23 protein-coding genes are annotated in these 25,793 nt (G+C 72.3%); 14 read left to right on the plus strand and 9 right to left on the minus strand.

The annotated features are described in order from the left end of the window. Positions 1-72: 72 nt before the first annotated feature. From carA to metK, 11 genes are all read left to right on the plus strand, one after another. Positions 73-1,239: a glutamine-hydrolyzing carbamoyl-phosphate synthase small subunit gene (carA, locus tag ACLQ2R_RS24630; RefSeq protein WP_425962897.1), complete on the plus strand. Its 1,167-nt coding sequence runs from the start codon at positions 73-75 to the stop codon at positions 1,237-1,239. Continuing rightward, complete coding sequence (gene carB, locus ACLQ2R_RS24635; RefSeq protein WP_425962898.1) at positions 1,232-4,528, plus strand: carbamoyl-phosphate synthase large subunit; 3,297 nt, start codon at positions 1,232-1,234, stop codon at positions 4,526-4,528. Before carA ends, carB begins: the two co-directional genes overlap by 8 nt. A 52-nt stretch (positions 4,529-4,580) precedes the next feature. Next, the gene (locus tag ACLQ2R_RS24640) at positions 4,581-5,456 is read left to right on the plus strand and encodes a dihydroorotate dehydrogenase electron transfer subunit (RefSeq protein WP_425962900.1); all 876 of its coding nucleotides are present in this window, start codon (positions 4,581-4,583) and stop codon (positions 5,454-5,456) included. Next, the gene (locus ACLQ2R_RS24645; RefSeq protein WP_425962901.1) at positions 5,446-6,420 is read left to right on the plus strand and encodes a dihydroorotate dehydrogenase; all 975 of its coding nucleotides are present in this window, start codon (positions 5,446-5,448) and stop codon (positions 6,418-6,420) included. The genes ACLQ2R_RS24640 and ACLQ2R_RS24645 overlap by 11 nt, the downstream gene beginning before the upstream one ends. After that, positions 6,417-7,130, plus strand: a complete 714-nt coding sequence (pyrF, locus tag ACLQ2R_RS24650; protein WP_425962902.1) for an orotidine-5'-phosphate decarboxylase — start codon at positions 6,417-6,419, stop codon at positions 7,128-7,130. Before ACLQ2R_RS24645 ends, pyrF begins: the two co-directional genes overlap by 4 nt. 242 nt (positions 7,131-7,372) lie before the next feature. Continuing rightward, positions 7,373-7,696, plus strand: a complete 324-nt coding sequence (gene mihF, locus ACLQ2R_RS24655; protein WP_344896626.1) for an integration host factor, actinobacterial type — start codon at positions 7,373-7,375, stop codon at positions 7,694-7,696. Positions 7,697-7,869: 173 nt separating this feature from the next. After that, positions 7,870-8,460, plus strand: coding sequence for a guanylate kinase (gene gmk / locus ACLQ2R_RS24660; RefSeq protein ID WP_425963046.1), 591 nt, complete (start codon positions 7,870-7,872; stop codon positions 8,458-8,460). A gap of 11 nt (positions 8,461-8,471) precedes the next feature. After that, a complete protein-coding gene (rpoZ, locus tag ACLQ2R_RS24665) occupies positions 8,472-8,735 on the plus strand; it encodes a DNA-directed RNA polymerase subunit omega (RefSeq protein ID WP_344896629.1) in 264 nt (87 codons plus the stop codon). A gap of 140 nt (positions 8,736-8,875) precedes the next feature. Continuing rightward, positions 8,876-10,084 (plus strand): bifunctional phosphopantothenoylcysteine decarboxylase/phosphopantothenate--cysteine ligase CoaBC, encoded by a 1,209-nt coding sequence (gene coaBC, locus ACLQ2R_RS24670; protein ID WP_425963047.1) that lies wholly within the window; start codon positions 8,876-8,878, stop codon positions 10,082-10,084. A gap of 89 nt (positions 10,085-10,173) precedes the next feature. Further along, positions 10,174-10,542 (plus strand): hypothetical protein, encoded by a 369-nt coding sequence (locus ACLQ2R_RS24675; protein ID WP_425962903.1) that lies wholly within the window; start codon positions 10,174-10,176, stop codon positions 10,540-10,542. A 324-nt stretch (positions 10,543-10,866) separates the two neighbouring features. Continuing rightward, positions 10,867-12,054: a methionine adenosyltransferase gene (gene metK / locus ACLQ2R_RS24680; RefSeq protein WP_425962905.1), complete on the plus strand. Its 1,188-nt coding sequence runs from the start codon at positions 10,867-10,869 to the stop codon at positions 12,052-12,054. Between the two features lie 172 nt (positions 12,055-12,226). On the opposite strand, the gene ACLQ2R_RS24685 is transcribed toward metK, so the two are convergent. From ACLQ2R_RS24685 to ACLQ2R_RS24695, 3 genes are read right to left on the minus strand one after another with little or no spacing between them, the layout of a single operon-like run. After that, positions 12,227-13,714, minus strand: coding sequence for an FAD-dependent oxidoreductase (locus ACLQ2R_RS24685; RefSeq protein ID WP_425962907.1), 1,488 nt, complete (start codon positions 13,712-13,714; stop codon positions 12,227-12,229). Between the two features lies 1 nt (position 13,715). Then, the gene (locus ACLQ2R_RS24690) at positions 13,716-14,465 is read right to left on the minus strand and encodes a PadR family transcriptional regulator (protein ID WP_425962909.1); all 750 of its coding nucleotides are present in this window, start codon (positions 14,463-14,465) and stop codon (positions 13,716-13,718) included. A gap of 56 nt (positions 14,466-14,521) precedes the next feature. Then, positions 14,522-14,986 carry an ATP-binding protein gene (locus ACLQ2R_RS24695; protein ID WP_425962910.1) on the minus strand — a complete coding sequence of 155 codons (465 nt, stop codon included), beginning with the start codon at positions 14,984-14,986 and terminating at the stop codon, positions 14,522-14,524. Between the two features lie 226 nt (positions 14,987-15,212). On the opposite strand from ACLQ2R_RS24695, the gene ACLQ2R_RS24700 reads away from it, so the two are divergent. Further along, positions 15,213-16,778: a hypothetical protein gene (locus ACLQ2R_RS24700; RefSeq protein WP_425962912.1), complete on the plus strand. Its 1,566-nt coding sequence runs from the start codon at positions 15,213-15,215 to the stop codon at positions 16,776-16,778. A gap of 123 nt (positions 16,779-16,901) precedes the next feature. After that, a complete protein-coding gene (locus tag ACLQ2R_RS24705) occupies positions 16,902-17,324 on the plus strand; it encodes a hypothetical protein (protein ID WP_425962914.1) in 423 nt (140 codons plus the stop codon). A gap of 8 nt (positions 17,325-17,332) precedes the next feature. Here the strand turns inward: ACLQ2R_RS24705 and ACLQ2R_RS24710 are convergent, their stop codons facing one another. The 6 genes from ACLQ2R_RS24710 to ACLQ2R_RS24735 all read right to left on the minus strand — a co-directional run bounded on the left by ACLQ2R_RS24710 (position 17,333) and on the right by ACLQ2R_RS24735 (position 23,178). Further along, positions 17,333-19,333 carry a hypothetical protein gene (locus tag ACLQ2R_RS24710; RefSeq protein ID WP_425962916.1) on the minus strand — a complete coding sequence of 667 codons (2,001 nt, stop codon included), beginning with the start codon at positions 19,331-19,333 and terminating at the stop codon, positions 17,333-17,335. A gap of 237 nt (positions 19,334-19,570) precedes the next feature. Further along, positions 19,571-20,128 (minus strand): dihydrofolate reductase family protein, encoded by a 558-nt coding sequence (locus ACLQ2R_RS24715; RefSeq protein WP_425962917.1) that lies wholly within the window; start codon positions 20,126-20,128, stop codon positions 19,571-19,573. Continuing rightward, a complete protein-coding gene (locus ACLQ2R_RS24720; RefSeq protein ID WP_425962918.1) occupies positions 20,125-20,778 on the minus strand; it encodes a TetR/AcrR family transcriptional regulator in 654 nt (217 codons plus the stop codon). The genes ACLQ2R_RS24715 and ACLQ2R_RS24720 overlap by 4 nt, the downstream gene beginning before the upstream one ends. Before the next feature lie 188 nt (positions 20,779-20,966). Next, the gene (locus tag ACLQ2R_RS24725; RefSeq protein ID WP_425962919.1) at positions 20,967-21,920 is read right to left on the minus strand and encodes an ABC transporter permease subunit; all 954 of its coding nucleotides are present in this window, start codon (positions 21,918-21,920) and stop codon (positions 20,967-20,969) included. After that, a complete protein-coding gene (locus ACLQ2R_RS24730) occupies positions 21,917-22,789 on the minus strand; it encodes an ABC transporter ATP-binding protein (RefSeq protein WP_425962920.1) in 873 nt (290 codons plus the stop codon). The genes ACLQ2R_RS24725 and ACLQ2R_RS24730 overlap by 4 nt, the downstream gene beginning before the upstream one ends. Further along, a complete protein-coding gene (locus ACLQ2R_RS24735) occupies positions 22,786-23,178 on the minus strand; it encodes a GntR family transcriptional regulator (RefSeq protein WP_425962921.1) in 393 nt (130 codons plus the stop codon). The genes ACLQ2R_RS24730 and ACLQ2R_RS24735 overlap by 4 nt, the downstream gene beginning before the upstream one ends. A 240-nt stretch (positions 23,179-23,418) precedes the next feature. Here ACLQ2R_RS24735 and ACLQ2R_RS24740 point away from each other — a divergent pair, with 240 nt between their 5' ends. Continuing rightward, entirely contained in the window at positions 23,419-25,734 is a 2,316-nt protein-coding gene (locus tag ACLQ2R_RS24740; RefSeq protein WP_425962922.1) for a primosomal protein N', read from the plus strand. Positions 25,735-25,793 lie beyond the last annotated feature (59 nt).

Consider the following 25,793-nt stretch of genomic DNA (forward strand, 5'->3'; position numbering starts at 1 on the left):
ACGGACGACACCCCGACGTGCCGGATATTTCATACTTTGTGGTGTTGTTACCGAGACGATCGGGGTGGGTGAATGACCGCGGTATTGGTGCTGGAGGACGGACGTGTCTTCCACGGGACCTCCTACGGGGCCGAGGGGGAGACCTTCGGCGAGATGGTCTTCAACACGGGCATGACCGGCTACCAGGAGACGCTGACCGACCCGTCGTACCACCGCCAGATCGTCGCGATGACCGCCCCGCACATCGGCAACACCGGCGTCAACGAGGAGGACCCGGAGTCGGAGCGGGTCTGGGTGGCCGGGTACGTGGTGCGCGAGCCGTCCCGGGTGGCCTCGAACTGGCGCTCGAGGGGGTCACTGGAGGACTACCTCGCCGACCAGGGCGTCGTCGGCATCGCGATGCCGGGCACGCGGGCGCTGACGCGCCACCTGCGCGAGCGCGGCGCGATGCGCGCCGGGGTGTTCTCTGGTCCCGCGCTGGCGCCGGTGGAGGAGCTGCTGGAGCGGGTCCGGGCCGGAGCCGCGATGGAGGGCGCCGACCTGGCCGGGGAGGTCACCACCACCCGGCCGTACGTGGTGCCCGCCATCGGCGAGCGGCGCTTCACGGTGGCCGCGGTCGACCTGGGGATCAAGGCGATGACGCCGCACCGGCTGGCCGAGCGCGGCTGCGAGGTGCACGTGCTGCCGGCCTCGGTCACGGCCGCGGAGATCCTCGAGAGCGCCCCGGACGGGGTGTTCTTCTCCAACGGCCCCGGCGACCCGGCCACCGCCGACGGGCCGGTGGAGGCGTTGCGCGGCGTGCTGGAGGCCGGGGTGCCGTTCTTCGGGATCTGCTTCGGCAACCAGGTGTTCGGGCGGGCGCTGGGCCTGGGCACCTACAAGCTGCGCTACGGCCACCGCGGGGTCAACCAGCCGGTGCGCCACCAGGGGACCGGCAAGGTGGAGATCTCCTCGCACAACCACGGCTTCGCGGTGCGGGCGCCCCTGCGGGGGACGTTCGACACGCCGTTCGGGCCGGGCGAGGTGACCCACGTCAACCTCAACGACGACTGCGTGGAGGGACTGCGCCTGCTGGAGCGCCCGGCGTTCAGCGTGCAGTACCACCCCGAGGCCGCGGCCGGCCCGCACGACTCGGCCGGGCTGTTCGACGACTTCTGCGCGCTCATGGAGCGCGGGCGGGCCGCGACCGACGCGGGCACGAGCACGGCCACGAGCACGGAGGGACGTAACAGTGCCTAAGCGCACCGACATCCGGTCGATCATGGTGATCGGCTCCGGGCCGATCGTGATCGGCCAGGCGTGCGAGTTCGACTACTCCGGCACCCAGGCCTGCCGCGTGCTGCGCGCCGAGGGCTTCCGGGTGATCCTGGTCAACAGCAACCCGGCCACGATCATGACGGACCCGGAGTTCGCCGACGCCACCTACGTCGAGCCGATCACCCCCGACATCGTCGAGAAGATCATCGCCCGGGAGCGGCCCGACGCGCTGCTGCCCACCCTGGGCGGGCAGACCGCCCTCAACACCGCCATCTCCCTGTACGAGGCCGGCGTGCTGGAGCGCTACGACGTCGAGCTGATCGGCGCCGACGTGGACGCCATCCAGGCCGGGGAGAACCGGGAGCTGTTCAAGAACATCGTGGCCAAGGTCGCCGCCGAGCGCGGCCTGAACGCCGAGTCGGCGCGCTCGGTGGTCTGCCACACCATGGACGAGTGCCTGGCCGCCGCCGGCGAGCTGGGCTACCCGCTCGTGGTGCGGCCCTCCTTCACCATGGGCGGCGTCGGCTCGGGCTTCGCCCACGACGACGACGGCCTGCGGCGCATCGCCGGCGCCGGCCTGGACGCCTCCCCCACCACCGAGGTGCTGCTGGAGGAGTCGATCCTGGGCTGGAAGGAGTACGAGCTGGAGGTGATGCGCGACCGGGCCGACAACGTCGTCATCGTCTGCTCGATCGAGAACATCGACCCGATGGGCGTGCACACCGGCGACAGCGTCACCGTCGCCCCCGCCCTGACGCTCACCGACCGCGAGTACCAGAACATGCGCGACGTGGCGATCGCGGTGATCCGCGAGGTCGGCGTCGACACCGGCGGCTGCAACATCCAGTTCGCCGTCGACCCGGCCACCGGCCGCATGGTCGTGATCGAGATGAACCCGCGGGTGTCGCGCTCCTCGGCGCTGGCCTCCAAGGCGACCGGCTTCCCGATCGCGAAGATCGCCGCCAAGCTCGCCATCGGCTACACGCTGGACGAGATCCCCAACGACATCACCGCCGAGACCCCGGCCTCGTTCGAGCCCTCCCTGGACTACATCGTGGTCAAGGTGCCGCGGTTCGCGTTCGAGAAGTTCGCCGGCGCCGACGCCACGCTGACCACGCACATGAAGTCCGTGGGCGAGGCCATGGCGATCGGCCGCTCCTTCCCCGAGGCGCTGCAGAAGGCGCTGCGGTCGCTGGAGAAGAAGGGCTCCTCCTTCACCTGGGCCGGCGAGCCCGGCTCCAGGGACGAGCTGCTGGCCTCCTGCCGCACCCCGCACGACGGGCGGCTGGTCACCATGCACCAGGCCATCCGGGCCGGCGCCACGACGGAGGAGCTGTTCGAGGCCACCTCCGTCGACCCGTGGTTCCTGGACCAGCTCTTCGCGATCGAGGAGACGGCCGCCGAGCTGCGCGAGGCGCCGCAGCTGACCGCCGAGATCCTCACCCGGGTCAAGCGCTCGGGGTTCAGTGACGCCCAGATCGCCGAGCTGCGCGACATGGACGAGGCGCGCGTGCGCGACCTGCGCCACGCCCTGGGCGTGCGGCCGGTCTACAACACCGTCGACACCTGCGCCGCCGAGTTCGCCGCCCAGACGCCGTACCTGTACTCCACCTACGACGAGGAGACCGAGGTCCCCACCGGGGAGCGGCCCAAGGTGCTCATCCTCGGCTCGGGGCCCAACAGGATCGGCCAGGGCATCGAGTTCGACTACGCCTGCGTGCACGCCTCCTTCGAGCTGTCGAAGGCCGGCTACGAGACCGTCATGGTCAACTGCAACCCCGAGACCGTCTCCACCGACTACGACACCTCCGACCGCCTCTACTTCGAGCCCCTCACGCTGGAGGACGTCCTGGAGGTCGTCCACGCCGAGCAGCAGACCGGCCCGGTCGTCGGCGTGATCGTCCAGCTCGGCGGCCAGACCCCCCTGGGCCTGGCCCAGTCGCTCAAGGACGCGGGCGTGCCGATCGTGGGCACCTCGCCCGAGTCGATCCACCTGGCCGAGGAGCGCGGCGCCTTCGGCCGCGTGCTCGCCGAGGCAGGCCTGCCCGCGCCCAGGCACGGCACCGCCGTCACCGCCGACGAGGCCCTGACCATCGCCGCCGAGATCGGCTACCCCGTCCTGGTGCGGCCCTCCTACGTGCTGGGCGGCGCCGGCATGGCCATCGTCTACGACGACGCCACGCTGGTGACGTACATGAACCAGGCGGGCGCGGCGAGCACCCACCCGGTGCTGGTGGACAAGTTCCTCGACGAGGCCGTCGAGATCGACGTCGACGCCCTGTTCGACGGCGAGGAGCTCTACCTCGGCGGGGTGATGGAGCACATCGAGGAGGCCGGCATCCACTCGGGCGACTCGGCCTGCTCGCTGCCGCCGATGACCCTGGGCGGGCACGACATCAAGCGCATCCGCGCCGCCACCGAGGCCATCGCCCGCGGCGTCGGCGTGCGCGGCCTGCTGAACGTCCAGTACGCCATGTCGGCCAACATCCTGTACGTGCTGGAGGCCAACCCGCGCGCCAGCCGTACCGTGCCGTTCGTCTCCAAGGCCACGGCCGTGCCGCTGGCCAAGGCCGCCGCCCGCGTCATGCTGGGCGCCACCGTCGCCGAGCTGCGCGCCGAGGGGCTGCTGCCGGCCACCGGCGACGGCGGCACCCTGCCGCTGGACGCCCCCATCGCGGTCAAGGAGGCGGTGCTGCCCTTCAACCGCTTCCGCGGGGTGGACATCGTGCTGGGCCCCGAGATGCGCTCCACCGGCGAGGTGATGGGCATCGACGCCTTCTTCGGCACCGCCTACGCCAAGTCGCAGGCCGCCGCCTACGGGTCGCTGCCCGTCAAGGGGCGGGCGTTCGTCTCGGTGGCCAACCGCGACAAACGCGCCATGATCTTCCCGGTCAAGGCCCTGGCCGACCTGGGTTTCGAGATCCTGGCCACCGAAGGCACCGCCGAGGTACTGCGCCGCAACGGCGTCCATGCCAAGATCGTGCGAAAGCACAGCGAAGGCATCGGCCCCGGAGGCGAGGCGACCATCGTGGGACAGATCCTCGGCGGGGAGGTCGACCTCATCGTCAACACCCCCTTCGGCAGTCCCGGGCAGGCGGGCCCCCGCCTGGACGGGTACGAGATCCGCACCGCCGCGGTGCTGCGGGGCATCCCCTGCATCACCACCGTCCAGGGCCTGGCCGCCGCCGTCCAGGGGATCCAGGCGATCGTCCGCGGGGACATCGGCGTACGGTCCCTGCAGGAGCACGCCAGGGGGCTGAGAGGCGCCTGAGCGAGGGGGCCGCGAGATCGTCCGAGGAGTGGGGCCGGTGCCGTAGTCGGAGGTGAGAAAGACGCCTGTTACCCCGGTACAGGTGACGGGCACGGTGCTGACGACGCGCCGCGTCGACGCCTACCATGCGCTGACCGTGGTGGCGCCCGGCATCGCCGAGCGCTTCCGCCCCGGCCACTTCGTCGCGGTGGCCGTGGGAGGGCCGACGACGTCGATGCTGACGCGCCGTGTCTTCTCCGTCCACGACGTCAAGCCCGACTACGGCGGCACGGTCGAGTTCGTCTTCGCGGTGCGCGGCCCCGGCACGGCCTGGCTGGCCGAGCGCCGCGCCCGCGACCCGCTGGACCTGGTGGGCCCGCTCGGCCGCCCGTTCCCGCTGCCCCGCGACCCGGTGACGTGCGTGCTGGTCGGCGCCGGGCACGGCTCGGCGACGCTGTTCACGGTGGCCGACGCCCTGCAGGGGCGCGGCTGCCGCGTCGACTTCGTCCTCGGCGGCGACTCCGCCGACCGGGTCTTCGGCGCGCTGCGCGCCCGCAGGATGGGGGAGACCACCACGCTGACCACCGAGGACGGCTCCCTGGGCATGCGCGGCCGGGTGACCGACGTGCTGCCCGGCGTGATCGCCGACGTGCGGGCCGACGCGGTCTACGCGTGCGGCCCGCTGGAGACGCTGCGCGGCGTCACCGCGGTGGCGGTCGAGTTCGACATCCCGGTCCAGGTGGCCGTCGAGGAGCGCATGGCGTGCGGCATCGGCGTCTGCATGACGTGCGTGCTGCCGGTCATCGGCGACGACGGTGTCACCCGGATGGTGCGCTCGTGCGTCGAAGGACCGGTCTTCCGGGGCGAGCGCGTCCGCTTCGACGACGTCGGCACGATCCCGTTCGACGCGCTGGGAGCACCCGGTGGGGGAACGCGCAATGTCGGTTGACATGCGGACGTACCTGGGGCACGTGGAACTGGCCAACCCGGTCGTCACGGCCGCGGGGTGCGCCGCGTCCGGCTCGGAGCTGGCCCAGTTCTTCGACCTGGCCCGGATCGGCGCGCTGACCACGCGGTCGATCACCATGGCCCCCAGGGCGGGCCGTCCGACGCCCAGGATGGCCGAGACGCCCTCGGGCATGCTCAACGCCGTCGGGCTGCAGGGGCCGGGCGTGGACGCCTTCCTGGAGCGCGAGCTGCCCTGGCTGGCCCAGCGGGGCGTGCGGACCGTGGTCTCCATCGGCGGCGGCACCGTGGCCGAGTACACCGCGCTGGCGCGCAGGCTCACCGACGCCCCCGGCGTCACCGCCGTCGAGGTCAACCTGTCCTGCCCCAACATCGAGGACCGCGGCCGGGTCTTCGCCCGCGACGGCGCGGCCAGCGCCGAGGTGATCGCCTCGGTGCGCTCGGTGATGCGCTACGACGTGCCGGTGGTGGCCAAGCTCTCCCCGGACGTGATGGACTTCGTGGCCGTCGCCCGCGCGTGCGTGGACGGCGGCGCCGACGCCCTGTCGATGATCAACAACCCGCTGGGCATGAGCATCGACACCGAGGCCATGCGGCCCGCGCTCGCGGCCGTCACCGGCGGCCTGTCGGGACCCGCCATCCGGCCGCTGGCCGTACGCTGCGTCTGGCAGGTCCACGCGGCCCTGCCCAGCGTGCCCGTCATCGGGATGGGCGGCGTGCTGACCGGCAGGGACGCCTTCGAGCTCATCCTGGCCGGGGCCTGTGTCGTCGCCGTGGGCACCGCGCTGTTCCACGACCCCTACGCCTGCCTGCGCATCCTGCGGGAGCTGGAGGAGCTCCTGGCGGCCCGGGGGTTCCACCGGCTGGCCGACGCGGTCGGGCTGGCCCACCGCCCGCCGGGGGCGTCCACCCGGCACCGTACAGATCTTGAGGAGAGTTCCCTGTGAGGCCCGCACCCATCGCCGTCGCCCTGGACGCGCCCGACCTCGAGACCGCGGCGCGCTGGGCGAGCCTGGTGACCCCGCACGTCACCACCGTCAAGGTCGGGCTGGAGCTCTACCTGCGCTACGGCCCCGATGTGATCGCCTCGGTCCGCGGCGCCAGCGGGGTGCGGGTCTTCCTCGACCTGAAGCTGCACGACATCCCCAACACCGTCGCGGGCGCCGCCAGGGCCGTGGCCCGGCTCAAGCCGGCCATCCTGACCGTCCACGCGGGCGGCGGCCCGGCGATGATCCGGGCGGCGGTGGAGGCCATGCCGCACACCCAGATCGCCGCGGTCACGCTGCTCACCTCGCTGTCCGAGGCCGACCTGGAGCGGATGGGCGTCAACGGCCCGCCCGAGGACGCCGTACGGCGCCTGGCGACCCTGGCCGTGGGCGCCGGCGCGCAGGCCCTGGTCTGCTCGCCGCGCGAGGTCGCCGCGGTCCGCGCCGAGGTCGGCCCTGACATCACGCTCATCACCCCCGGCGTCCGGCCCGCGGGCACCGCGAGCCAGGACCAGGCGAGGGTGGCCACCCCCGAGCAGGCCTTCGCCGACGGCGCCGACCTGCTCGTGATCGGGCGGCCGATCACCGGCTCGGCCGACCCCGGCGCGACCGCCGCGGGCATCGCCGCGGCCCTTCGCAGGACGTCCGTCGCCACCGGCCGCGGCGCCTGAGCGCGAGCCCGTTCGGGGCCGGGGACCCGACCCCGAACGTGGTTCGGGGCGAACGCGCGCAACCCCGGAAAACTCGGCCCTGAGCGTAGTTTCGTCCACACAGCGCAAGGTCGGGAGTACGGAAAGTCACGAAGTAGATTTTCTCGGGGGATAAAGTGGCCTTGACGTTGCTTGAAGCGCCATGACCAGCTAGTTTCCCATCCCGTCCGAGTACATCGACAGGAAATTCGAGGTGACCCGGCGTGGCTCTTCCTCCCCTTACCCCTGAGCAGCGCGCCGCAGCCCTAGAGAAGGCTGCCAAGGCCCGCAAAGAGCGTGCCGAGGTGAAGAACCGCCTGAAGCACGGGGCGGTCTCTCTGGCTGAGGTGCTCAAAGACGGGCAGGCCGACGACGTCATCGGCAAGATGAAGGTTTCGGCTCTCCTTGAGTCGCTCCCCGGCGTGGGCAAGGTCCGCGCCAAGCAGCTCATGGAGCGGCTCGGCATCGCAGAGTCCCGCCGCGTGCGGGGCCTGGGTACGAACCAGCGGGCCTCGCTCGAGCGCGAGTTCGGTGGAGCCGAGAGCTAGTCTCGGTTCGTACGAGCACGCTGACCCCGCAGGGGGCGCATCATGGGGGGTTTGGAGTGACCGGAACGTCGTGGTCCGACAGGAGTCGGGCTCCGGAGGCACCCGCCGAGGGCGGGGCCGGTCGCTCCACATCCCCGGCCGGGAGTCCGAGGGGGGCGTCAGCCCTCACCGGCCTGCCGGGAGGCAGGCGCCTGACGGTCCTTTCCGGGCCGTCGGGCGTCGGCAAGTCCACGGTCGTCGCCGAGCTTCGGCGGGCACACCCCGAGGTGTGGCTGTCGGTCTCGGTGACCACCAGGAAGCCCCGCCCGGGGGAGACCCACGGCGTGGAGTACTTCTTCGCCGGCGACGAGGAGTTCGACCGCCTCGCCGCCTCGGGCGAGCTGCTGGAGTGGGCCGAGTTCGCCGGCAACCGCTACGGGACGCCACGCGGCCCGGTGCTGGAGCGGCTCGCGTCCGGGGTTCCCACCCTGCTGGAGATCGACCTGCAGGGCGCCCGTCAGGTCCGCGCGAGCATGCCGGAGGCGCTGCTGGTCTTCCTGGCCCCGCCGAGCTGGGCGGAGCTGGAGAAGCGGCTGCGCGGCCGGGGCACCGAGCCGGAGGACGTCATCGCCCGCCGGCTGGCGGCCGGCCGGATCGAGATGGCGGCCGAGCAGGAGTTCGACGTGACGCTCGTCAACACGTCCGTCCGGGAGGTGTGCCACCGGCTGATAGCCTTGTTGGCTGATGCTCCCGAGGGTTCACGCCTCGGACGTTCACCTAGCTAGGGGAAATCCACGTGGCAAGCAGCGCCGCCTACTCCGAAGGCATCACCAATCCGTCGATCGACGCCCTGCTCGACATCGTCGACAGCAAGTACAGTCTCGTGATCTTCGGCTCCAAGCGGGCGCGTCAGATCAACGCCTACTACTCCCAGCTCGGCGAGGGCCTGCTGGAGTACGTCGGCCCGCTCGTCGAGACCCACGCGCAGGAGAAGCCGCTCTCCATCGCGCTCCGCGAGGTCAGCGAGGGCCTGCTCACCTCCGAGCCGATCGAGGGCTGACCCCCTCCGTGCGGACCCCCGACCAGGACGGCACGGCCGGCCGGGACGCCAGGACCGACGAGGACGGTGAGACCACCGTGGCCCCCGTCGCCACAGAGGCTCCCGTGGCTCCCGTGGCTCTCACGGCTCCCGCGGCTTCCGTGCCCGGCAGGCCGAGCGTCGTCCTCGGTGTGAGCGCGGGCATCGCCGCCTACAAGGCGTGCGAACTGCTGCGCCTGTTCACCGAGTCTGGCCACGATGTACGGGTCGTCCCGACCAGGGAGGCGCTCCGCTTCGTCGGCGAGCCCACCTGGGCCGCGCTGTCGGGCAACCCGGTCACCGCCGACGTGTGGGAGTCCGTGCACGAGGTGCCGCACGTCCGCATCGGGCAGGGCGCCGACCTCGTGGTCGTCGCGCCGGCCACCGCCGACGTGCTCGCCAGGGCCGCCCACGGGCTGGCCGGCGACCTGCTGACCAACACCCTGCTCACCGCGCGCTGCCCGGTGGTGTTCGCCCCGGCCATGCACACCGAGATGTGGGAGCACCCCGCCACCCGGGCGAACGTGGCCACGCTCCGGACGCGCGGCTCGATCGTCCTGGACCCGGCGGTGGGCCGCCTGACCGGCGCCGACACCGGCCGGGGCCGGCTGCCCGACCCCAAAGAGATCTTCGAGGTCTGCCGGCGCGTCCTGGGCGGGCGTCCCGCCGACCTGGCCGGCCGCCGCGTGGTGATCTCCGCCGGGGGGACGCGCGAGGCGATCGACCCGGTCCGCTTCATCGGGAACCGCTCCTCGGGCCTGCAGGGGTACGCCCTGGCCCGCACGGCGCTGGCCCGCGGCGCCGAGGTCACCCTGGTGGCCGCCAACGTCGCCCTGCCCGACCCGGCGGGGGCCGAGGTGATCCGGGTCGAGTCGGCCCTGGAGCTGCGCGCCGCCGTGCTGGAGGCGGTGAAGGGGGCCGACGTCGTGGTCATGGCCGCCGCCGTCGCCGACTTCCGGCCCGCCGCCCGGAGCGGATCGAAGATCAAGAAGACCGGCGCCGACCCCGACGCCATCCATCTGGTGAAAAATCCGGACATCTTGGCGGAGCTGGGGGAGCGGCGGCGCGAGGGCGTCACGCCGTACCCGGCGGTGATCGCGGGGTTCGCGGCCGAGACCGACGACGTCCTCGCCAACGGGCGGGCCAAGCTGGCCCGCAAGGGCTGCGACCTGCTCGTCGTCAACCAGGTCGGCGAGAACCTCGCCTTCGGCACCCCCGACAACGCGGCCGTGGTCCTGGACTCCGGCGGCGGGCGGACCGACATCCCGCGCGGCCCCAAGGAGACGCTGGCCGACACGGTCTGGGACCTCGTCGTCGCGCGCCTGGCCTGACCTCCCCCTCACCCCTTGCCGCGGCCCATCCGCCGACGGATACTTCGTCCGAGATGACCTGCGCCGTCGCAGTCGGAGGGGTCCCGATCATGCCGGTCACCGCCGCGGTCAGAGCACGATGCCGAGCGCTGCTCCCCCCGGGGGAGCAGATCCACTACGTCCTGCCGGCGCTCTCCGTGGGCGCGCCGGGCATGGCGACCTTCCTCATCGTGGTCACCGACCGCACCATCCGGGTGCTCGCCACCCGCTTCTTCGACCGCGACGCGCCGGTCTCGGTGTACGCCACCCACGCGCGGCGCACCCGCCTGGGCCCGCCGGAGTTCTCCGCGGGGGCGGCCATCGAGCTCGGCGGGATGGTGTTCGAGATCGAGGAGGAGTACGCCGCCGTGGTCTGCGCCGCCGACGCGGAGATCTTCGCCCCCGAGACGCTGCCTCCCGACCCGCTGCCCGATCTATGACGTCCCCGCTCCTGCCGGCGTACGAGATCTCCCGTGAGACGATCCGGGTCTCCCGCGACGTGCTCAGGCCCGGTTTCCCGCGACGCGGGGCGATCCGGTTTTCCCGCGGTGCGATCCGGTCGGGTTCCCCGCGAGGCGACCCGGGTCTCCCGCGGTGCGATCCGGCCGGGTCCCCCGCGACACGCTCCGGGTTCCCCGCGACACGATCCGAGACGGTTTCGCGACGCCGACACCGGTGAGGCTAGACTTCGCGAAGCGCTACTGGTGTCGTGCGGACGCCAGAGCCCCCAGACGCCAGCAGCCGCTGCATGAGGAGCCACTGACTTGTCCCGTCGTCTTTTCACCTCCGAGTCGGTCACAGAGGGCCACCCCGACAAGATCGCCGACCAGATCAGCGACGCGATCCTCGACGCCATGCTCAAGGGTGACCCCAGGAGCCGGGTCGCCGTCGAGACGATGATCACCACCGGTCAGGTTCACGTCGCCGGAGAGGTGACGACGGAGACCTACGTCGACATCCCCGGCCTCATCCGGGAGAAGATCCTCGAGATCGGCTACGACGCCTCGCACAAGGGCTTCGACGGTGCCTCCTGCGGCGTGTCGGTCTCCATCGGCGCGCAGTCGCCCGACATCGCCCAGGGCGTCGACGACGCCTACGAGAACCGCGAGGGCGAGGCCGGCGACGAGCTCGACCGTCAGGGCGCGGGCGACCAGGGCCTGATGTTCGGCTACGCCTGCCGCGAGACCCCCGAGCTGATGCCGCTGCCGATCCAGCTCGCCCACCGCCTGGCCGAGCGCCTGTCGCAGGTCCGCAAGGACGGCACGGTTCCCTACCTGCGCCCCGACGGCAAGACCCAGGTCACCGTGGAGTACGACGGCGACCGCCCGGTCCGGCTGGACACCGTGGTCGTCTCCACCCAGCACGCGGCCGAGATCGACCTCAAGGAGATGCTCGCTCCCGACATTAAGGAGCACGTGGTCGACCCGATCCTGGCCGGCCTGGAGATCGACACCGAGGGCTACCGCCTGCTGGTCAACCCGACCGGCCGCTTCGAGATCGGCGGCCCCATGGGCGACGCCGGCCTGACCGGCCGCAAGATCATCGTCGACACCTACGGCGGCATGTCCCGCCACGGCGGCGGCGCCTTCTCCGGCAAGGACCCGTCCAAGGTGGACCGCTCGGCCGCCTACGCCATGCGCTGGGTCGCCAAGAACATCGTCGCCGCCGGCCTGGCCGACCGCGCCGAGGTCCAGGTCGCCTACGCCATCGGCAAGGCCCACCCGGTCGGCGTGTTCGTCGAGACCTTCGGCACCGAGAAGACCGAGGTCGACAAGATCCAGGAAGCCGTGCTGAAGGTCTTCGACCTGCGCCCGGCCGCGATCATCCGTGACCTCGACCTGCTGCGCCCGATCTACTCGGGCACCTCCGCCTACGGCCACTTCGGCCGGGAGGGCTTCTCCTGGGAGGCCACCGACCGCGCCGACGCCCTGCGCGCCGCCGCCGAGCTCTGACCCCCGCCCGGACGGCCTCCTCCCCGGAGGATGCCCGCCCGGCGTGACGGGATCCGGCCCGCACCCGCCCTCCGGTAAAGGGGTCCCGGGGGCGGAACCGGTTCCCGTCCGTGCCTGACGACGGCCCCCGTGAGACCTCTCACGGGGGCCGTCGCGCGTTCGCGGGGACCCTCTACCGCGAGGCGGACGGCTCCGTCTCGTGCGGCGTGGTGTCGGTCCACGTGCCGCCGAAGGTCATCCGCTTGACCGGTGGCAGGGTGTCGCACAGGCGGAACCAGGCCCTGGCGCCGCGCCGGAGCAGCGGCCTGTCGGAGATCATGAAGTTCGCCAGTCGCGCCGAGGTGCGGACGGCACGGAAGCCGTACCGGCGCATCCGGGTCTCGTAGCCGCCGACGGCGTCGGTCAGGGTGCCCTCGCCCCGGTGGAAGGCCGCCAGCCTGGCGGCCAGCAGGGCGGCGTCGCGCAGCGCCACGTTGGCGCCGAAACCCATCGCGGGCGTCATGTTGTGAATGGCGTCCCCGAGCAGCGTCACCGTCGTGGCGGGCCAGGCGCTCACCGGGACCGAGGTCCTGAACGGCATGAGCCGGACGGTCGACGGGTCGGCCTCGGCGACCAGGCGGCGCAGGGCCGGGTGCCAGCCGGAGGTCATCGTCCGGGCCAGGTCCCTCAGCCCGTGGCCGTCGAGGTCGGCTGCTCCGGCGGGGTAGGCGCCGCGCCGGGCGATGAAGGCCCACAGCACGTAGTCCTGGAGGTCGTCGGCCAGCGATCGCAGGTCGAGCCCGAAGCCGGCCAGGTCCGCTTCCGACGGGGCGGGTCCGGCATCCCGCCCGGCGGGACCCGCGTTCGGTGCGGGGGCTCCGGCGTCCCGCCCGGCGGGACCCGTACCCGGGGAATCGGGCCCGGACGGCCGGACACCGGGCCCGGCCGGTGCGGCGGCGCCGGGTCCGGCGGACAGCAGGCCCTCCACCCGCCGCCTGCCGGTGAAGACGGCGGTGAACATGGCCGACCCGCCGGGAGGCAGGACGAGGTTGAGCCCGTCGGCGAGGTGTCCGGGCAGCCACGCCCGGGTGCGGTCGTCCAGCGGTGTACGGCCGCCGATCGCCAGCGCCCCGGTGTCGACGCGGCGGGCCCGGGGCAGGTACTGCCCGCGTACGCGGGAGGCGGCGCCGTCGGCGCCGACCAGCACGTCGCCGACGGCGTGCGTCCCGTCGTCGAAGAAGGCGACGACCTTGCCGTCCGGCCTCACCTCGTAGCGCCGGAACGTCCTGCCGTGGTGGACGACCCCCTCCAGCCCGGCCAGCAGGAGCCTGCGCAGGACGGCACGGCTGACCGCGTACTGGCCCCCGGGGGTCCCGCCGGTCATCAGGCTCTCCTCCACGAACACGAGCTCCCGCAGCAGGTGGGTGCGGAAGCTGAAGCCGGGCCCCGGGTGGCCGGACGTGGCGAGGAACGCCTCCCACAGCGGGGGCGGCAGGCAGCGGTGCAACGCGCGGGCTCCGGCCTGGTTCAGGTGGATGCGGTAGCCCCGCACCCAGCCGGAGGCCTCGTGCTCGCGCTCGTAGACCTGGACGTTCACCCCGGAGGGCAGCAGCGCCTGGGCCAGTGCCAGGCCACCGATCCCGCCTCCGATGACGAGGACGTCGAGCGCTTCGGCGGGCATGTCAGGTCTCTTTCCGGTCGTCCGGTTCTCTGCGGTCCGGTTCCTCGTCGTCCGGTTTTCCGTCGCTCCGTTTTTCGTCGTTCGGTTTTCCGTCGTTCGGGGACGACCGGGGGGAGCCGTGAGGCGGTTCGGGGGCGTCGCCGGAAGGCGTCCGGGACGTCCCGGATGTCCCGGATGTCCCGGATGTCCCGGATGTCCCGGATGCTCCGCAGGGGCCGAGGAGGGCGGGCAGTTCCTCCAGCAGCGAGTCGTGCCAGGAGATCTCCGCCCGCAGGCGGACCAGGGTGTGGTCGAAGCCGAGAGGTTCGAGACCTCTGAGGTGCGGGGCCGCCCTCTCCCGCAGGCGCTGCCAGCTCTCCAGTTCGGCGGCGAGCCTGCGGCGGCGTTCCTCGACGACGGCCCGGAGCCGCTCCTCGCCCAGGTCGGCGCTGAGCTGCAGGGCGAGGTCCACCGGATCGGGCCGCAGGCGGGTGTCGTGCAGTGCCGCCTCCCGCAGCGACTCCAGCTCCAGCGCGCCGTCCTCGGTGATCGCGTAGACCGTCCGCGCCGGGAGGTTGCCCTGCTGCTCGGTGCGGACGGTCTCGATCACGCCCTCGGCCTCCAGGCGGTGCAGTGCCCCGTAGAGGGACCCGACCTTGATGTCGGTCCACAGCTCGGTCCGGTCCTGCTGGGCGCTCTGCCGGATCTGGTAGCCGTGCATCGGCCCACGGCGGGCCAGGGCTCCCAGGATGAAAAGTCGTGTACTGCTCATGCGAGTACTCAAACACGACTACTTCACCGCAGTCAAATACGACTACTCGTATACGATTAGCCTGTCGGGTGTCTCACGGCGAGGAAACGGGCCCACACGCTGTGGCCGTGGGAGGGGCTGCCCTGGCTGCCGACCTGGGAGGCGAGGGCGGCGACCAGGGCGAGCCCCCGGCCGCTCTCGCCGAGAAGGGCGGGGTGGGCGAGGGCCGGGACGGGGCCGAGGCCCGAGTCGTGGACCGTGACGCCGGTGACCTCGGGGCGTCGGACGACCTCGACAATGAACGTGCCGTACGGGCGCCCGCTGGCGGTGTGACGGACGGCGTTGGCGGCGAGCTCGGCGACGACCTGCTCGGCGTCCTGGCGGAACGGGGAGTCGGTCAGCAGGAACCGGACGAAACGCCGGGCCTCGGACACCTGGTCGGGACGGCCGGGGAAGGTGCGCCGCCAGGTCATGCCCCCGGGGCGGAGCCGTACCATCGCGTCGATCAACTCCGGAGCCACGTCCTCGTGGGCTGCGGTCATGGGCTCTCCCGGGCTTCTGGGCGGGGAAACGTCGTCGGCCCCACGGTGGCGCGCCCCGGCCGCGCGGTAACCCCCGCCCGGCGACCGGCGAACCACCCCATCGCCGTGCCCTCCCACCTGGGCGAACGCGTCCCGGAACGATCGATGATCCGCGGTTGCGCATCGGGCCGTCATTCTGCGTGACCGTCGTCGTACGATCCGTGGTGTCCGAGGAAGGGGGGCGAGGATGCCCGCGGAGGGATACCGGATCCTGCTGGGGTGCAGGCGGCGCAGCGAGGCGCTGCGGGCCTGCTCGCTGACGTTCGACCAGATCGCCGGTGTGTTCGCCCTCGACCACGAGGTCAGCCCGCTGCGCCTGTACCGCTACGCCCACGGCCGCACCGCGAGCGACGTGGTGGCCGCCTACAACGACCTCGACCCGGCGGGCACCGCCTGCCTGCGCACGGCACGCCTGTACGACCACGAGTCCTGGCCGCAGGCCGGGCGGCGCCCCGGCGCGGGGGCGGTCGCCATCCTCGCCCGCGTCTACCTGACCACCGCCCGCCACCTGGTCACCGACGAGGTCTACGCCTCCTACGGGGCACGCGACCGCGACCTGCTCGACCGCGAGGACCACCGCCACCTCGATCCGCACCACCGCCGGCAGGTGTCCGCTCCGGCCGTTCCGGGAACCAAGGGGACGGAGGCACTTCCCCCACTCGTTCCCGCGCCCGCCCGCTGCGCCGACCTGCTGCGCGCGGTCGGCGCAGAGGAGGCCGACGTGAAACGCCGCGAGCTGCTCTTCGAACTGGCCCTGATCCTGGGCGGGACGCCTTCGCTGGGCCTGCTGCGCCACCTCACCCCGCCGGAACGGGAGCGCCTGGCAGCCGCCGCCCGGCACCGCGTCCCGATCGACGCGGCCACCATCGACGTCCTGGAACGGCTCACCGACCGCCTCTGGGCCATGGACGAGGCATCGGGCCCCCGGCGGGTCCTGCCGGTCGCCGAGGCCAAGCGCGCCCTGGTGGACGACATCCTCAGACGGGGGTCCCTCACCCCGGCCGCACGCGAGCGCCTGCTCCGGGTGTACTGGAGCCTGAGCCACATGACGGGCTGGTGCCACTACGACCTGCTGGACTACACGAACGCCGCTCGCCGCTACACGGAAGGGCTGGCGGCGGCGCACGAGCTGGGAAATCCCGTGCTTCTCGCCCATCTGCACGGTCTGATGGCCGACATGGCGATTCACCAGGGCAAGCCCACCGTGGCGATGGACCATGCCTTCGCGGCCGAGGGGTGGGCCAAGAGCAGCGGTAGTGGCCCTCAGCAGGCGGCGACGTACTCCATCGTCGCCAGGGCGCTGTCGAACACCCGTCGCGACGAGGAAGGACTGAGGATGCTCGACCGCGCCGTCAGGCTGGCGGACGGGCACCGGAACGGGACGGAACTGCGTCACCTCTTCTGGCTCGAACCGGATCGCATCGCTCGCCACGCCGTGTTCTGCCATATCAAGGCAGGACGTCTCGACCGGGCGATGGCCGAGGCGGAACGGAAGCTCGCGAAGACGGGCTCCGGTTCCGCCAGGACCGAATGCATCCTCCGGCTCGAATACGCGACCGCGTTGATCGGGAAGCAGGAGGTTCCGGCAGCCGCAGCCATGATCGGCAGAGCCGCGAGGATTGTCACAGGGCACAGTTCCGTCCGCTTGGTTCACTCCATCCGGCAGACCCGCGCTCGGCTCGCCCCCTGGGAGGACAACAGACACGTCCGGGACCTGGACGAACGGTTACGCTCGCTGTCCATCCCGGTCTGACCTGTTCGGGGACTCCTTCTGAAAATCACCTGATTGTCAGACATCATTGGAGCCGGATGACATCGACCGGTATGGATGGAGAAGCCTGTGACGCCCCGTGCTTTCACCTGTATCGGGCCGGTCGTGATCGCTGCCGTGGGGGTGCTGATTCTGGGGGCGTGTTCTTCGGAACCCTCGGGTCCGACAGCGGCCCAAGCGGAGGCGACGTTGAAGGCGGACATCGACTGGTTGATGAAACTGCTCAGTGTGAAGGACGTCGATGTGACGGATGCAGGTGGAAGGGACATCTCCTGCGGAGAAGGGAAGGCGAAGAGAACGTATGTTGTCGCCGGGGTCAACGCCACCGGGGTTGACGGTTCCGTGAACACCCTCAACATGCTGGCCGGTGGCCTAGGCAGACGAGGTTACGAGGTTTCTTCCGTTGACTGGGGCACGCCGAAGGACGAGCTGGTGAAGAAGGACTCGCACGTCAAAATAGTTGCCACGTCCTCCCGTGAAAAGAATTTCGTTCTGTCCGGGGAGACGGAATGTCTGAGAGCCGACTGACGTCAGCTTCACCCGAATGGGACAGGATTGTGTTGGGTCTTGTCCTTGGCCCCTCCGAAGAAAACATCGAGCTGGGTGGCGGCTCCTCCGGCCGTTCTCAGGTCGCCACTTCCCGAGCCGTTCCGGATCAACCAGTCCGCCAGGTTCTTCAACGCCTTCGGATTCTTGGCGAGGTCCTTGAACGGGAGGAGGTTCCCGTCCTTCCCGGTGATGGGAGGCCGGCCGAACGCCGGATCGTCCGGGGGCACCGTGTAGGAGAACCCGTGGTGCCTCAGCAGGTGGAAGATCCAGTACTCGCGTCCGAGGGTGGCCAGTCTGTCGCTCTCCTTGAGTCTGTCCAGGCGGGTCGTGTCGATGTCCTTGAACGAGTCGATGGTCTCGCTCGTGGGTTTGCTGAGCATCAACCAGACCGCGTCGTCGAACGAGGTCACGACCAGGCCCAGGGCCGTGGCCCCGAAACCCGCGAAGTCGACCCCCAGGCCGAGCAGGAAGAAGAGCCTGTCCCTCTGCTCCTGGTCGAATTCGTCCATCTTTCCCCGGACCTCGTTCGCCGCGGCGAGCTGCATGCCGGATACGTAACCCAGGCTCGCGAAGGTGTTTCCAAGGTGCTTGATGCCCGACCCGCGGTCCTTGGCGCCGGCCTCGTTCATGAGGTGCACGGCGAGCCTGCCCATTCCCGCCTCGAACGGCTTCATACGCTCGGCGGAGTCGGCGAAGATCTTGAGGAAGCGGTAGGTGTCGCCTGGGCTGAGGCGGAACTTCGGATGCAGTCCGGCGGTGAGGGAGGTGGTCTTCTCCAGGGCGCTGCCCATGGTGCGGTTGGCGTCCCCGGCGTTGGCGCCCTCGGTGATCTCGGCGGCGTAGGCGCCCGCGAGCATCGACATGAAGATCCTCGCGCCCGGCGCCACCTCCGTCGGCTCTCCCTCCGGACGGCGGAAGTCGCCGCGCGTCCGCAGGTCTCCCACGGTCGTCATGACGTTGAAGGCGAACCTCACCGCCTCGGGACCGGGGGAGCGCTTCTCGAACACCCCGGCCCCGGCGGCGAGCATCCGGCCGAACTCCGCCTCCAGGTCGAACGCGATCTCGGAATGGTCGTTCGGGTAGAGCGAGACCTGCGCGTTGAGCTCGGAGAACAGTGTGCGCAGGTCCTCGGGCCGCATGTCGTTGAACAGGGTCCTGGCCGTTTCGGGGTTGTCGGCCAGGGCGGGAAGAAGGTGCTTCAACTCGTCGGCCCCGCCCTTCGAGCCGCCGTTCCCGGTGGACTTCCCGGCCCCGCCCTTCGAGTCGTCCTTCCCGGCGGACTTGCCGATCCGGGGGCCGACGACCGCGGCGAGCCAGCCGGTCGGGAACCTGCCGTGGCCCAGCAGCAGACCCAGGTCGTCCGAGGGGACCTTGCGGAGGCTCTCGGGCTCCCAGGCCGTGCCGAGCACCCCCGGTTGCCGCGTCACCGCGCCCGCGAGGGCCGTCCCGAGGGTCTTCGCGTTCTCCCTGAGGGACTCGACGTCACGGTTGTTCAGTTCGCGAAGAACGCGCACGGTGTTTCCCGGGCCGACGACGGAGAAGAACGCCGAGGTGAAGGCGGCGTCGTCCCGCCGTTCGGTGAGTTCGCCGAAGACCCGGCCGTAGTCGTCCTCGCTGAAGCGCGTGGTCGTGTGCGGCAGACGGAGAAAGGACTCGGCCAGCTTCCCTCCCTCGGCCCTGGCGGTGCTGTACGTCGCGAAGCGCTTCTCGTCGAAGGCCACGAGCCCGCCGCCCCCGGGCGAGGGGACACCCCAGGAGCCCGGACCGTTCGCGCCGATGTCCCAGCGAGCCGCCAGCTCGGCCGCCCGGATCATCTCGTTGCGCCCGCGCAGCCGGGGGATCTCCTCCTCCAGCCAGTTCTCGATCTCCCTGAGGTGCGGGATCCGGGAACGGTCGACGTCCGCCGCGGACAGCGCCCGCGAGACTGCCGGGATCTGCTCGCGCAGGATTCTCCGCGCCTGCTCCATCGACGCGATGAACGTCTCCATCGCCTCCGGGTCGATTCCGGAGAAATCATCCGGATGCGGTCCGTTTCCCGCTGGGGTCGGGGATGTCGCTGTCACAGGTGAGTCCTCCCGGCAGGTGGTCCGCGCCTCCCACTGTAGGAACTCCGATCGCAGGCGGATACGCGTTCGCTTGCTCCCCCTGCCCTCTCGGCCCGCCCGCCTGCCCTCTCGGCCCGGCCGCCCGTTCTCTCGGCCCGGCCGTCACCGTCGCCCTTCGGGTCAGGTGTCCTGGTCCTCGCGCTCCACGGCGTAGGTGGTCTGGACGAAACCGGCGGCGTGGACCGTGGTCGAGCGGTGGGCGAGCGCGATGTCCGCGTCCAGGGGGCCGAAGAGGGGCAGGCCGCTTCCCAGGAGCACGGGGGCCGTGGTGACGGTCAGCTCGTCCACCAGCCCGGCGCGCAGGAACGACCGCACGACCTGGCCGCCGTCGGCGTAGACGCTCTTCGTGCCGCGTTCGGTCAGGGCCCGCACCAGCCCGTCGAGGTCGCGGTGGACGGTGACGCGGGGGTCGGCGCCGGTGTCCAGGCGGGTGCTCAGGACCGCCACGTGCATGCCGTCGTACGGCCAGTGCCCGACGCCGAAGGCGAGGGCGGTCTCGTAGGTGACGCGGCCCATCACGACGGTGTCGATCCCGGCGACGAACTCCTCGTACCCCATGTCTCCGGCCTGTTCTCCCCGGCTGGTGAGCCAGTGGATGTCGCCGTCGAGGCGGGCGATGAAGCCGTCCAGGCTGGTGCCGATGAACACCGACACGGTGAACGGTGGCCGGGACGTCATGGTGTGAATCTCCTTGGTGAGTCGTCGGGGTCGTCGGGGGTGCCGGTGTCGAGGGTGTCGGTGTGGTCGGGGCGGTGGGGGCGCAGCAGGTGGTCGAGGTCGGCGCGCAGGTCGCGGGCGAGGTCGCCCTCGCCGGTCAGGGCCCACAGGATGAGCGCGCCGTTGTAGGCGACCTGGACCGTGCGGGCCAGCCGTACGGGATCGGCGTCCCCCTTCAGCCCGCCCCCGGAGGCGGCCTCGGCGAGCAGGCCGGTGATCTCCTCCCGCATCCGGCGGGCCTGGGTGACGGCGTGCTCGCGGAACTCCGGGTCGGTCAGGTCGAGTTGCAGGAAGGCCAGGCCGTTGGCCGCCTCCTCGGGCGTCCGCATGGTCGAGGCCAGCTCGGTCAGGGCCTCGTACAGGGCCGCGACAGGGGAGGCGTGCCGCCCCCGTGCCCGCCGGAAGACCTCCCCGGTGCCGGAGGTGGACCGCTCGGCGAAGGCCAGCAGCAGGCCGCGCTTGGATCCGAACCGCTGCACGAGCGCGGCCGGGGACAGCCCCGCCTCGGCCGCCACGGCGGCCAGCGTCAGGCCGGACGGCCCGTGAGCGCCGATCGCCCGTCCGGCGGCCCGCAGGATCGCCTCGTCGCTGGTGGTACGCGGCCGTGCCATGGCTCTCCTCCCCGGGGGAACGTGTGACCGGAGCGCGTCAGAGGGACCGCCGGTGGTGCGCGGTCTCCTCGGCTCCTTCCGCTCCCGCCCGTTACTGAACGAACGTTCACAAACGGTGTCCCGGGAAGGCTACCGTCCCGGAACAGGTTTGTAAAAGAACGTTCATTTACTAATGCGGCGGGGAAGACTCACCCCTTGCGCCGGAGTGTGCGGTGGACGGTCACGCCCGCGAGGACCAGCGATCCGGCGGTCAGGAGGGCGGCCTCGGTCCACTGGAAGCGCCAGAACCGCGACGGCGGATGGTGGTAGACCGCGTAGCGGTAGCCCTTGCCGAACAGGCACCGTTCGTGGGCCTCCTGGTTGCGGTTGCTCCGCCCGGCGTCCGGCGGGCGGGAACAGACCCCCGCGGGGGCGGCCGCCGTCTCCCTCCCGGAGGGATCGACCCAGGCGCCGCTCACCAGCCGCGCGTCGGGGTCGGCGAGAACGGTGGTGTCCCGCAGCACGGTCCGCACCGGTTCGGCGTAGTGCTCGCTCAGGCCGAACAGGGTGAACGTCGTCACCGAGACCACGGCCACGACCACCGCCATCGCCGGCAGCGTGCGCCGCAGCAACGCCCCGGCCGCCGTGCCCAGCATGAAGGCGTACAGCCACCACGCCGCCGGGGCGACGCCCACCATGTTGAAGACGCCGACGTTGCCGAACACGTCCTGCCGGAAGACCGGCCGCCACAGGCTGATCATCAACGAGGTGAGCAGCCCGGCGACGACCACCAGGGTGCCCAGTACGGCGAGCTTGACGGTCAGCCAGCGGCGCGGGGAGATCGACTGGGTCCAGGCCAGCCGGTACGTGCCGCGCTCGTACTCGCGGCCCAGCAGCGGCGCGCCCCAGAACGCGCCGATCAGCGCGGGGGCGACGATCGGCAGCCAGCCGAAGATCGTGTAGATCGCGTCGTAGCGGTCACCGAGGGCTCTGGCCAGGTCCCAGCAGGAGGGGGCCGTTCCCGGGCAGCCGGGCGGCGCGTGCTCGGAGATGTGGAGCCTGGCCTCCACCGCCGACCCCAGCAGGAGAAGGCCGAGGGCGGCGAGCAGGCCGCCGGTGACGACGATCTGCGCCCGGTGCTGGCGCCAGGTCAGCCAGATCACGTCCTCACCCCCGCGGGGGCGGGAAGCGCGGCCGCGTCGGGGCTGCGGAGGTAGGCCATCACCAGCTCCTCCAGGTCCGCGGGACGGGCGCTCCAGCGCGGGTCGGGCACGGACGCGCCCCGCACCAGCAGCCGGGCCTGCCTGCCGGTGCGGCCGGCCTCGACCACCCGGCTCCCGGCCGGCGGGGTGCCGGCGAGATCGGCCGGTCCGGTCAGCACCAGGTGCCCGGCGAGCAGGTCGTCGATGTCGCCGCTGACCTGTACCCGGCCACCGTTGATCACGATGAGCCAGTCACAGGTGTCGCGCAGGTCGGCGACGACGTGGGAGGAGAGCAGGACCGTCAGCGGCCGCCCGGCGGCCTCGGGGGCCTCGGCGACCGCGATCATGAGGGCGCGCATGACGTCGTGCCGGGCCAGCGGGTCGAGACTGGCCAGCGGCTCGTCCAGGACCAGCAGGCCGGGGCGCCTGGCCAGCGCGACGGTGAGCGCGACCTGGGCCTGCTGCCCGCCCGAGAGGCCGGTGACCCTGCGTTCCAGCGGGATGCCCAGCCCTTCCAGGCGGGTGACGGCGTAGGCGTCGTCCCAGGTGGGGTTGAGCCTCCGTCCGAAGGTGAGCGTCTCGGCGACCGTGAAGGTGTCGTACAGCGGCTTGTCCTGGGCCATGAAGGCCACCTGGCCCGCGACGCCGATCGTCCCGGCGTCCGGGGTCAGCAACCCGACGATCGCGTGCAGCAGCGTGGTCTTGCCCGCCCCGTTGGGACCCACCAGGGCGGCGACCCGGCCGGAGGGGACGGCCAGCGAGCAGTCGCGCAGCGCCCAGGTGCGGCGGTAGCGCACCCCCAGGCCGGTCGTCCGCAGCGCGTCGCTCATGCCGTCCCCTCCCGCAGGTGGCCGGCCGTCGCCGTGGAGAACAGCGCCTCCATGTCGTCACGGTCGAGACCGGCCGCGCGCGCCCGCCCCACCCATTCCTCCAGATCCCGGAGCAGCGCGGTGTGGCCGGCGAGCCGGGCGCCGCCGACGGAGCGCTGGACGAAGGTGCCCAGCCCCGGCCTGCCCGTCACCAGGCCCTCGCGCTCCAGCTCGCGGTAGGCCTTGAGCACGGTGTTGGGGTTGATCGCCAGTGCCTCGACGACCTCCCGGGCGGTGGGCAGCCGGTCGCCGGGCCGCAGCGCGCCCAGGCGGAGGGCCTGCCTGACCTGGTGGACGAGCTGGAGGTACGTCGACACCCCCGACCCGCGGTCCAGACGGAACTCGATCACACAAAGCACCCTTTCACTAAATGAATAGTTGAATGGTGTTAGCGCTGATCTTCTTTGTCAACACCTCCGGCGCTCCGCGGCCGGGGCGTCCCCGGTCCTCGCCCTGCGGCGGTGACGGCGGGGCGTGCGAGGTGACCTGACCGGCGCGGCCGGAGACTAGGATTCGGGATCGTCCCGCGTTCCCCTCCCCACCCCGAAGGACCCGTAGGTGCCCCACCCCGAAGGACCTGTAGGCGCTCGGTGACCTACACCGGCCCGGCAGAGGACGACGGCGCGCTGCTGCCGCTCGACGCCGTACGCGAGCGCGTGCCGCCCGTGACGTCCGTGACGTCGAAGGCGTTCGCGGCGTTCGCGGCGCGTACGGTGCGCACCGGGGCCGCCGAGCTCGCGGAGCTCGACGCGGCGCGGGCCGGCAGGGGCGTGCCGGAGCTCGCCGCGGCCTCGCCGGTCGCGCGGGTCCTCGTCGACACCCCGCTGCCGCACCTCGACCGGCCGTTCGACTACCTGGTCCCGGAGACGCTGGACGCCTCCGCGGTGCCGGGCTGCCGGGTCCGGGTCCGGTTCGCCGGAAAGCTGGTCGACGGGTTCCTGCTGGAACGGGCGGAGAGCACCGGGCACCAGGGCAGGCTGGCCCGCCTGGAGCGGGTCGTCTCGGCCGAGCCGGTGCTCACCCCGGAGATCGTCGCGCTGGCCCGCGCGGTGGCCGACCGCTACGCCGGGACCATGGCCGACGTGCTGCGCCTGGCCGTCCCGCCCCGGCACGCCCGGGTGGAGGCCGAGGATCGCGACACGCCCGGAGTGCGCGACGAGGAGAAATCCGCGCCGGAGTCCGGCCCCGGAGCCGATCGTATGGCCGATCTCGAGCCCGGCCCCGGAGCCGATCCTGAATCCGATCCCGGGATCCGCCCTGGAACGGATCCCGAGGCCGATGTCGGGACCGGCCCTCGAACCGACCCCGCCCCCCCGGCCGACCCCGCCCCCCCGGCCGACCCCGGGCCCTGGGCCGACTACCGCGAGGGCGAGGCGTTCCTGGCGGCGCTGGCCCGGGGGGACTCGCCCCGGGCCGTGTGGACCGCCCTGCCCGGGACCACCGAGCGCGGCCCGCAGTGGCCCGAGGCGGTCGCGGTGGCCGTACGGGAGGTCCTGCGAGGGGGCAGGGGAGCGCTGGTGGTCCTGCCCGACGGCAAGGACGTCACCCTGGCCGACGCGGCGCTGAGCGAGGCCCTGGGGCCCGGCGCGCACGTGGCGCTGACCGCCGATCTCGGGCCCGCCGAGCGCTACCGGCGGTGGCTGCGGGTGCTGCGGGGCACGGTGAGGGTCGTCGTGGGCACCAGGGGAGCGGCGTTCGCCCCGGTCGCCGACCTGGGGCTGGCCGTCGTCTGGGACGACGGCGACGACCTGCACTCCGAGCGGCTGGCCCCCTACCCGCACACCAGGGAGGTCCTGGCGCTGCGCGCGCACCAGGCGCGCGCCGGCCTGCTCATCGGGGGCCACGCCCGCACCGCGGAGGCCACCCGGCTCATCGCGGCCGGCTGGGCCGGTCCCGTCGTCGCGGCCCGCGCCACCGTCAGGGCCAGGGCGCCCAAGGTCCGGCCGGCCGGGGAGGACGCGGAGCTGGCCAGGGACGAGGCGGCCAGGGCCGCGCGGCTGCCCAGCCTGGCCTGGCGGACCCTGCGCGCCGGGCTGGAGAGCGGGCCGGTGCTGGTGCAGGTCCCCCGGCGGGGGTACATGCCCGCCCTGGCCTGCCAGAGCTGCCGGGCACCCGCGCGCTGCGGGCACTGCGGCGGCCCGTTCGCGCTGCGCGCCGGTCACGTCTCGCCCTACTGCCGCTGGTGCGGCCGGATCGCGGCCGACTGGCGCTGCCCCTCCTGCGGCGGGGCCCGGGTGCGGGCCCAGGTGGTCGGCGCCCGCCGCACGGCCGAGGAGCTGGGACGGGCCTTCCCCTCGGTGCCGGTGAGGACGTCGGGCAGGGACGGGGTGCTCGCCACGGTCGGCCCGGGCCGGGCCCTGGTGGTCGCCACCCCGGGGGCCGAGCCGGTGCCCCGGGACGGCTACGCCGCCGCGGTGCTGCTGGACGGCTGGGCGCTGCTGGGACGGCCCGACCTGCGGGCCGGCGAGGAGACGCTGCGGCGGTGGATGAACGCGGCGGCGCTGCTGCGGCCCTCGGCCGAGCTGGTCGTGCTGGCCGACTCCTCGCTGCCCTCGGTGCAGGCGCTGCTGCGCTGGGACCCGGTCACCCATGCCGAGCGGGAACTGGCCGACAGGACAGAACTCGGTTTCCCCCCGGCGGTGAAGATGGCGACGCTCACCGGCTCTCCCGGGGCGGTGAGGGAAATGCTCGCGGAGCTCGCCCTGCCCCCCGGGGCACAGGTGCTCGGTCCCGTCCCCGTGATCTCCTCCAGGGGCGATCAGGTGCGGGAACGCGCCATGGTGCGGATCGCGCCGGACTTCGGGCCGGCGCTGGCGGCGGCGCTGAAAGGGGCCGTGGGAGTGCGTTCCGCGCGCAAGGCTCCGGAGGTGGTCAAGGTATGCATTGACCCCCTGGATGTGATTTGAGGCGTTTCCCCGATTCGCGGTGCTGGCAGTAAGCCGTTAATTTTCCCCTGTGTCGATCG

Source organism: Streptosporangium sp. DT93 (assembly GCF_049844535.1).
Taxonomy (GTDB): Bacteria; Actinomycetota; Actinomycetes; order Streptosporangiales; family Streptosporangiaceae; genus Streptosporangium.

Bases quoted from the DNA above. Each gene is read 5' to 3' on its own strand.
- carA (WP_425962897.1), top strand. From the start codon at position 73: ATGACCGCGGTATTGGTGCTGGAGGACGGACGTGTCTTCCACGGGACC.
- ACLQ2R_RS24645 (WP_425962901.1), top strand. From the start codon at position 5,446: ATGTCGGTTGACATGCGGACGTACCTGGGGCACGTGGAACTGGCCAAC.
- ACLQ2R_RS24675 (WP_425962903.1), top strand. From the start codon at position 10,174: ATGCCGGTCACCGCCGCGGTCAGAGCACGATGCCGAGCGCTGCTCCCC.
- ACLQ2R_RS24685 (WP_425962907.1), bottom strand. From the start codon at position 13,714: ATGCCCGCCGAAGCGCTCGACGTCCTCGTCATCGGAGGCGGGATCGGT.
- ACLQ2R_RS24690 (WP_425962909.1), bottom strand. From the start codon at position 14,465: ATGAGCAGTACACGACTTTTCATCCTGGGAGCCCTGGCCCGCCGTGGG.
- ACLQ2R_RS24695 (WP_425962910.1), bottom strand. From the start codon at position 14,986: ATGACCGCAGCCCACGAGGACGTGGCTCCGGAGTTGATCGACGCGATG.
- ACLQ2R_RS24700 (WP_425962912.1), top strand. From the start codon at position 15,213: ATGCCCGCGGAGGGATACCGGATCCTGCTGGGGTGCAGGCGGCGCAGC.
- ACLQ2R_RS24710 (WP_425962916.1), bottom strand. From the start codon at position 19,333: ATGGAGACGTTCATCGCGTCGATGGAGCAGGCGCGGAGAATCCTGCGC.
- ACLQ2R_RS24715 (WP_425962917.1), bottom strand. From the start codon at position 20,128: ATGACGTCCCGGCCACCGTTCACCGTGTCGGTGTTCATCGGCACCAGC.
- ACLQ2R_RS24720 (WP_425962918.1), bottom strand. From the start codon at position 20,778: ATGGCACGGCCGCGTACCACCAGCGACGAGGCGATCCTGCGGGCCGCC.
- ACLQ2R_RS24730 (WP_425962920.1), bottom strand. From the start codon at position 22,789: ATGAGCGACGCGCTGCGGACGACCGGCCTGGGGGTGCGCTACCGCCGC.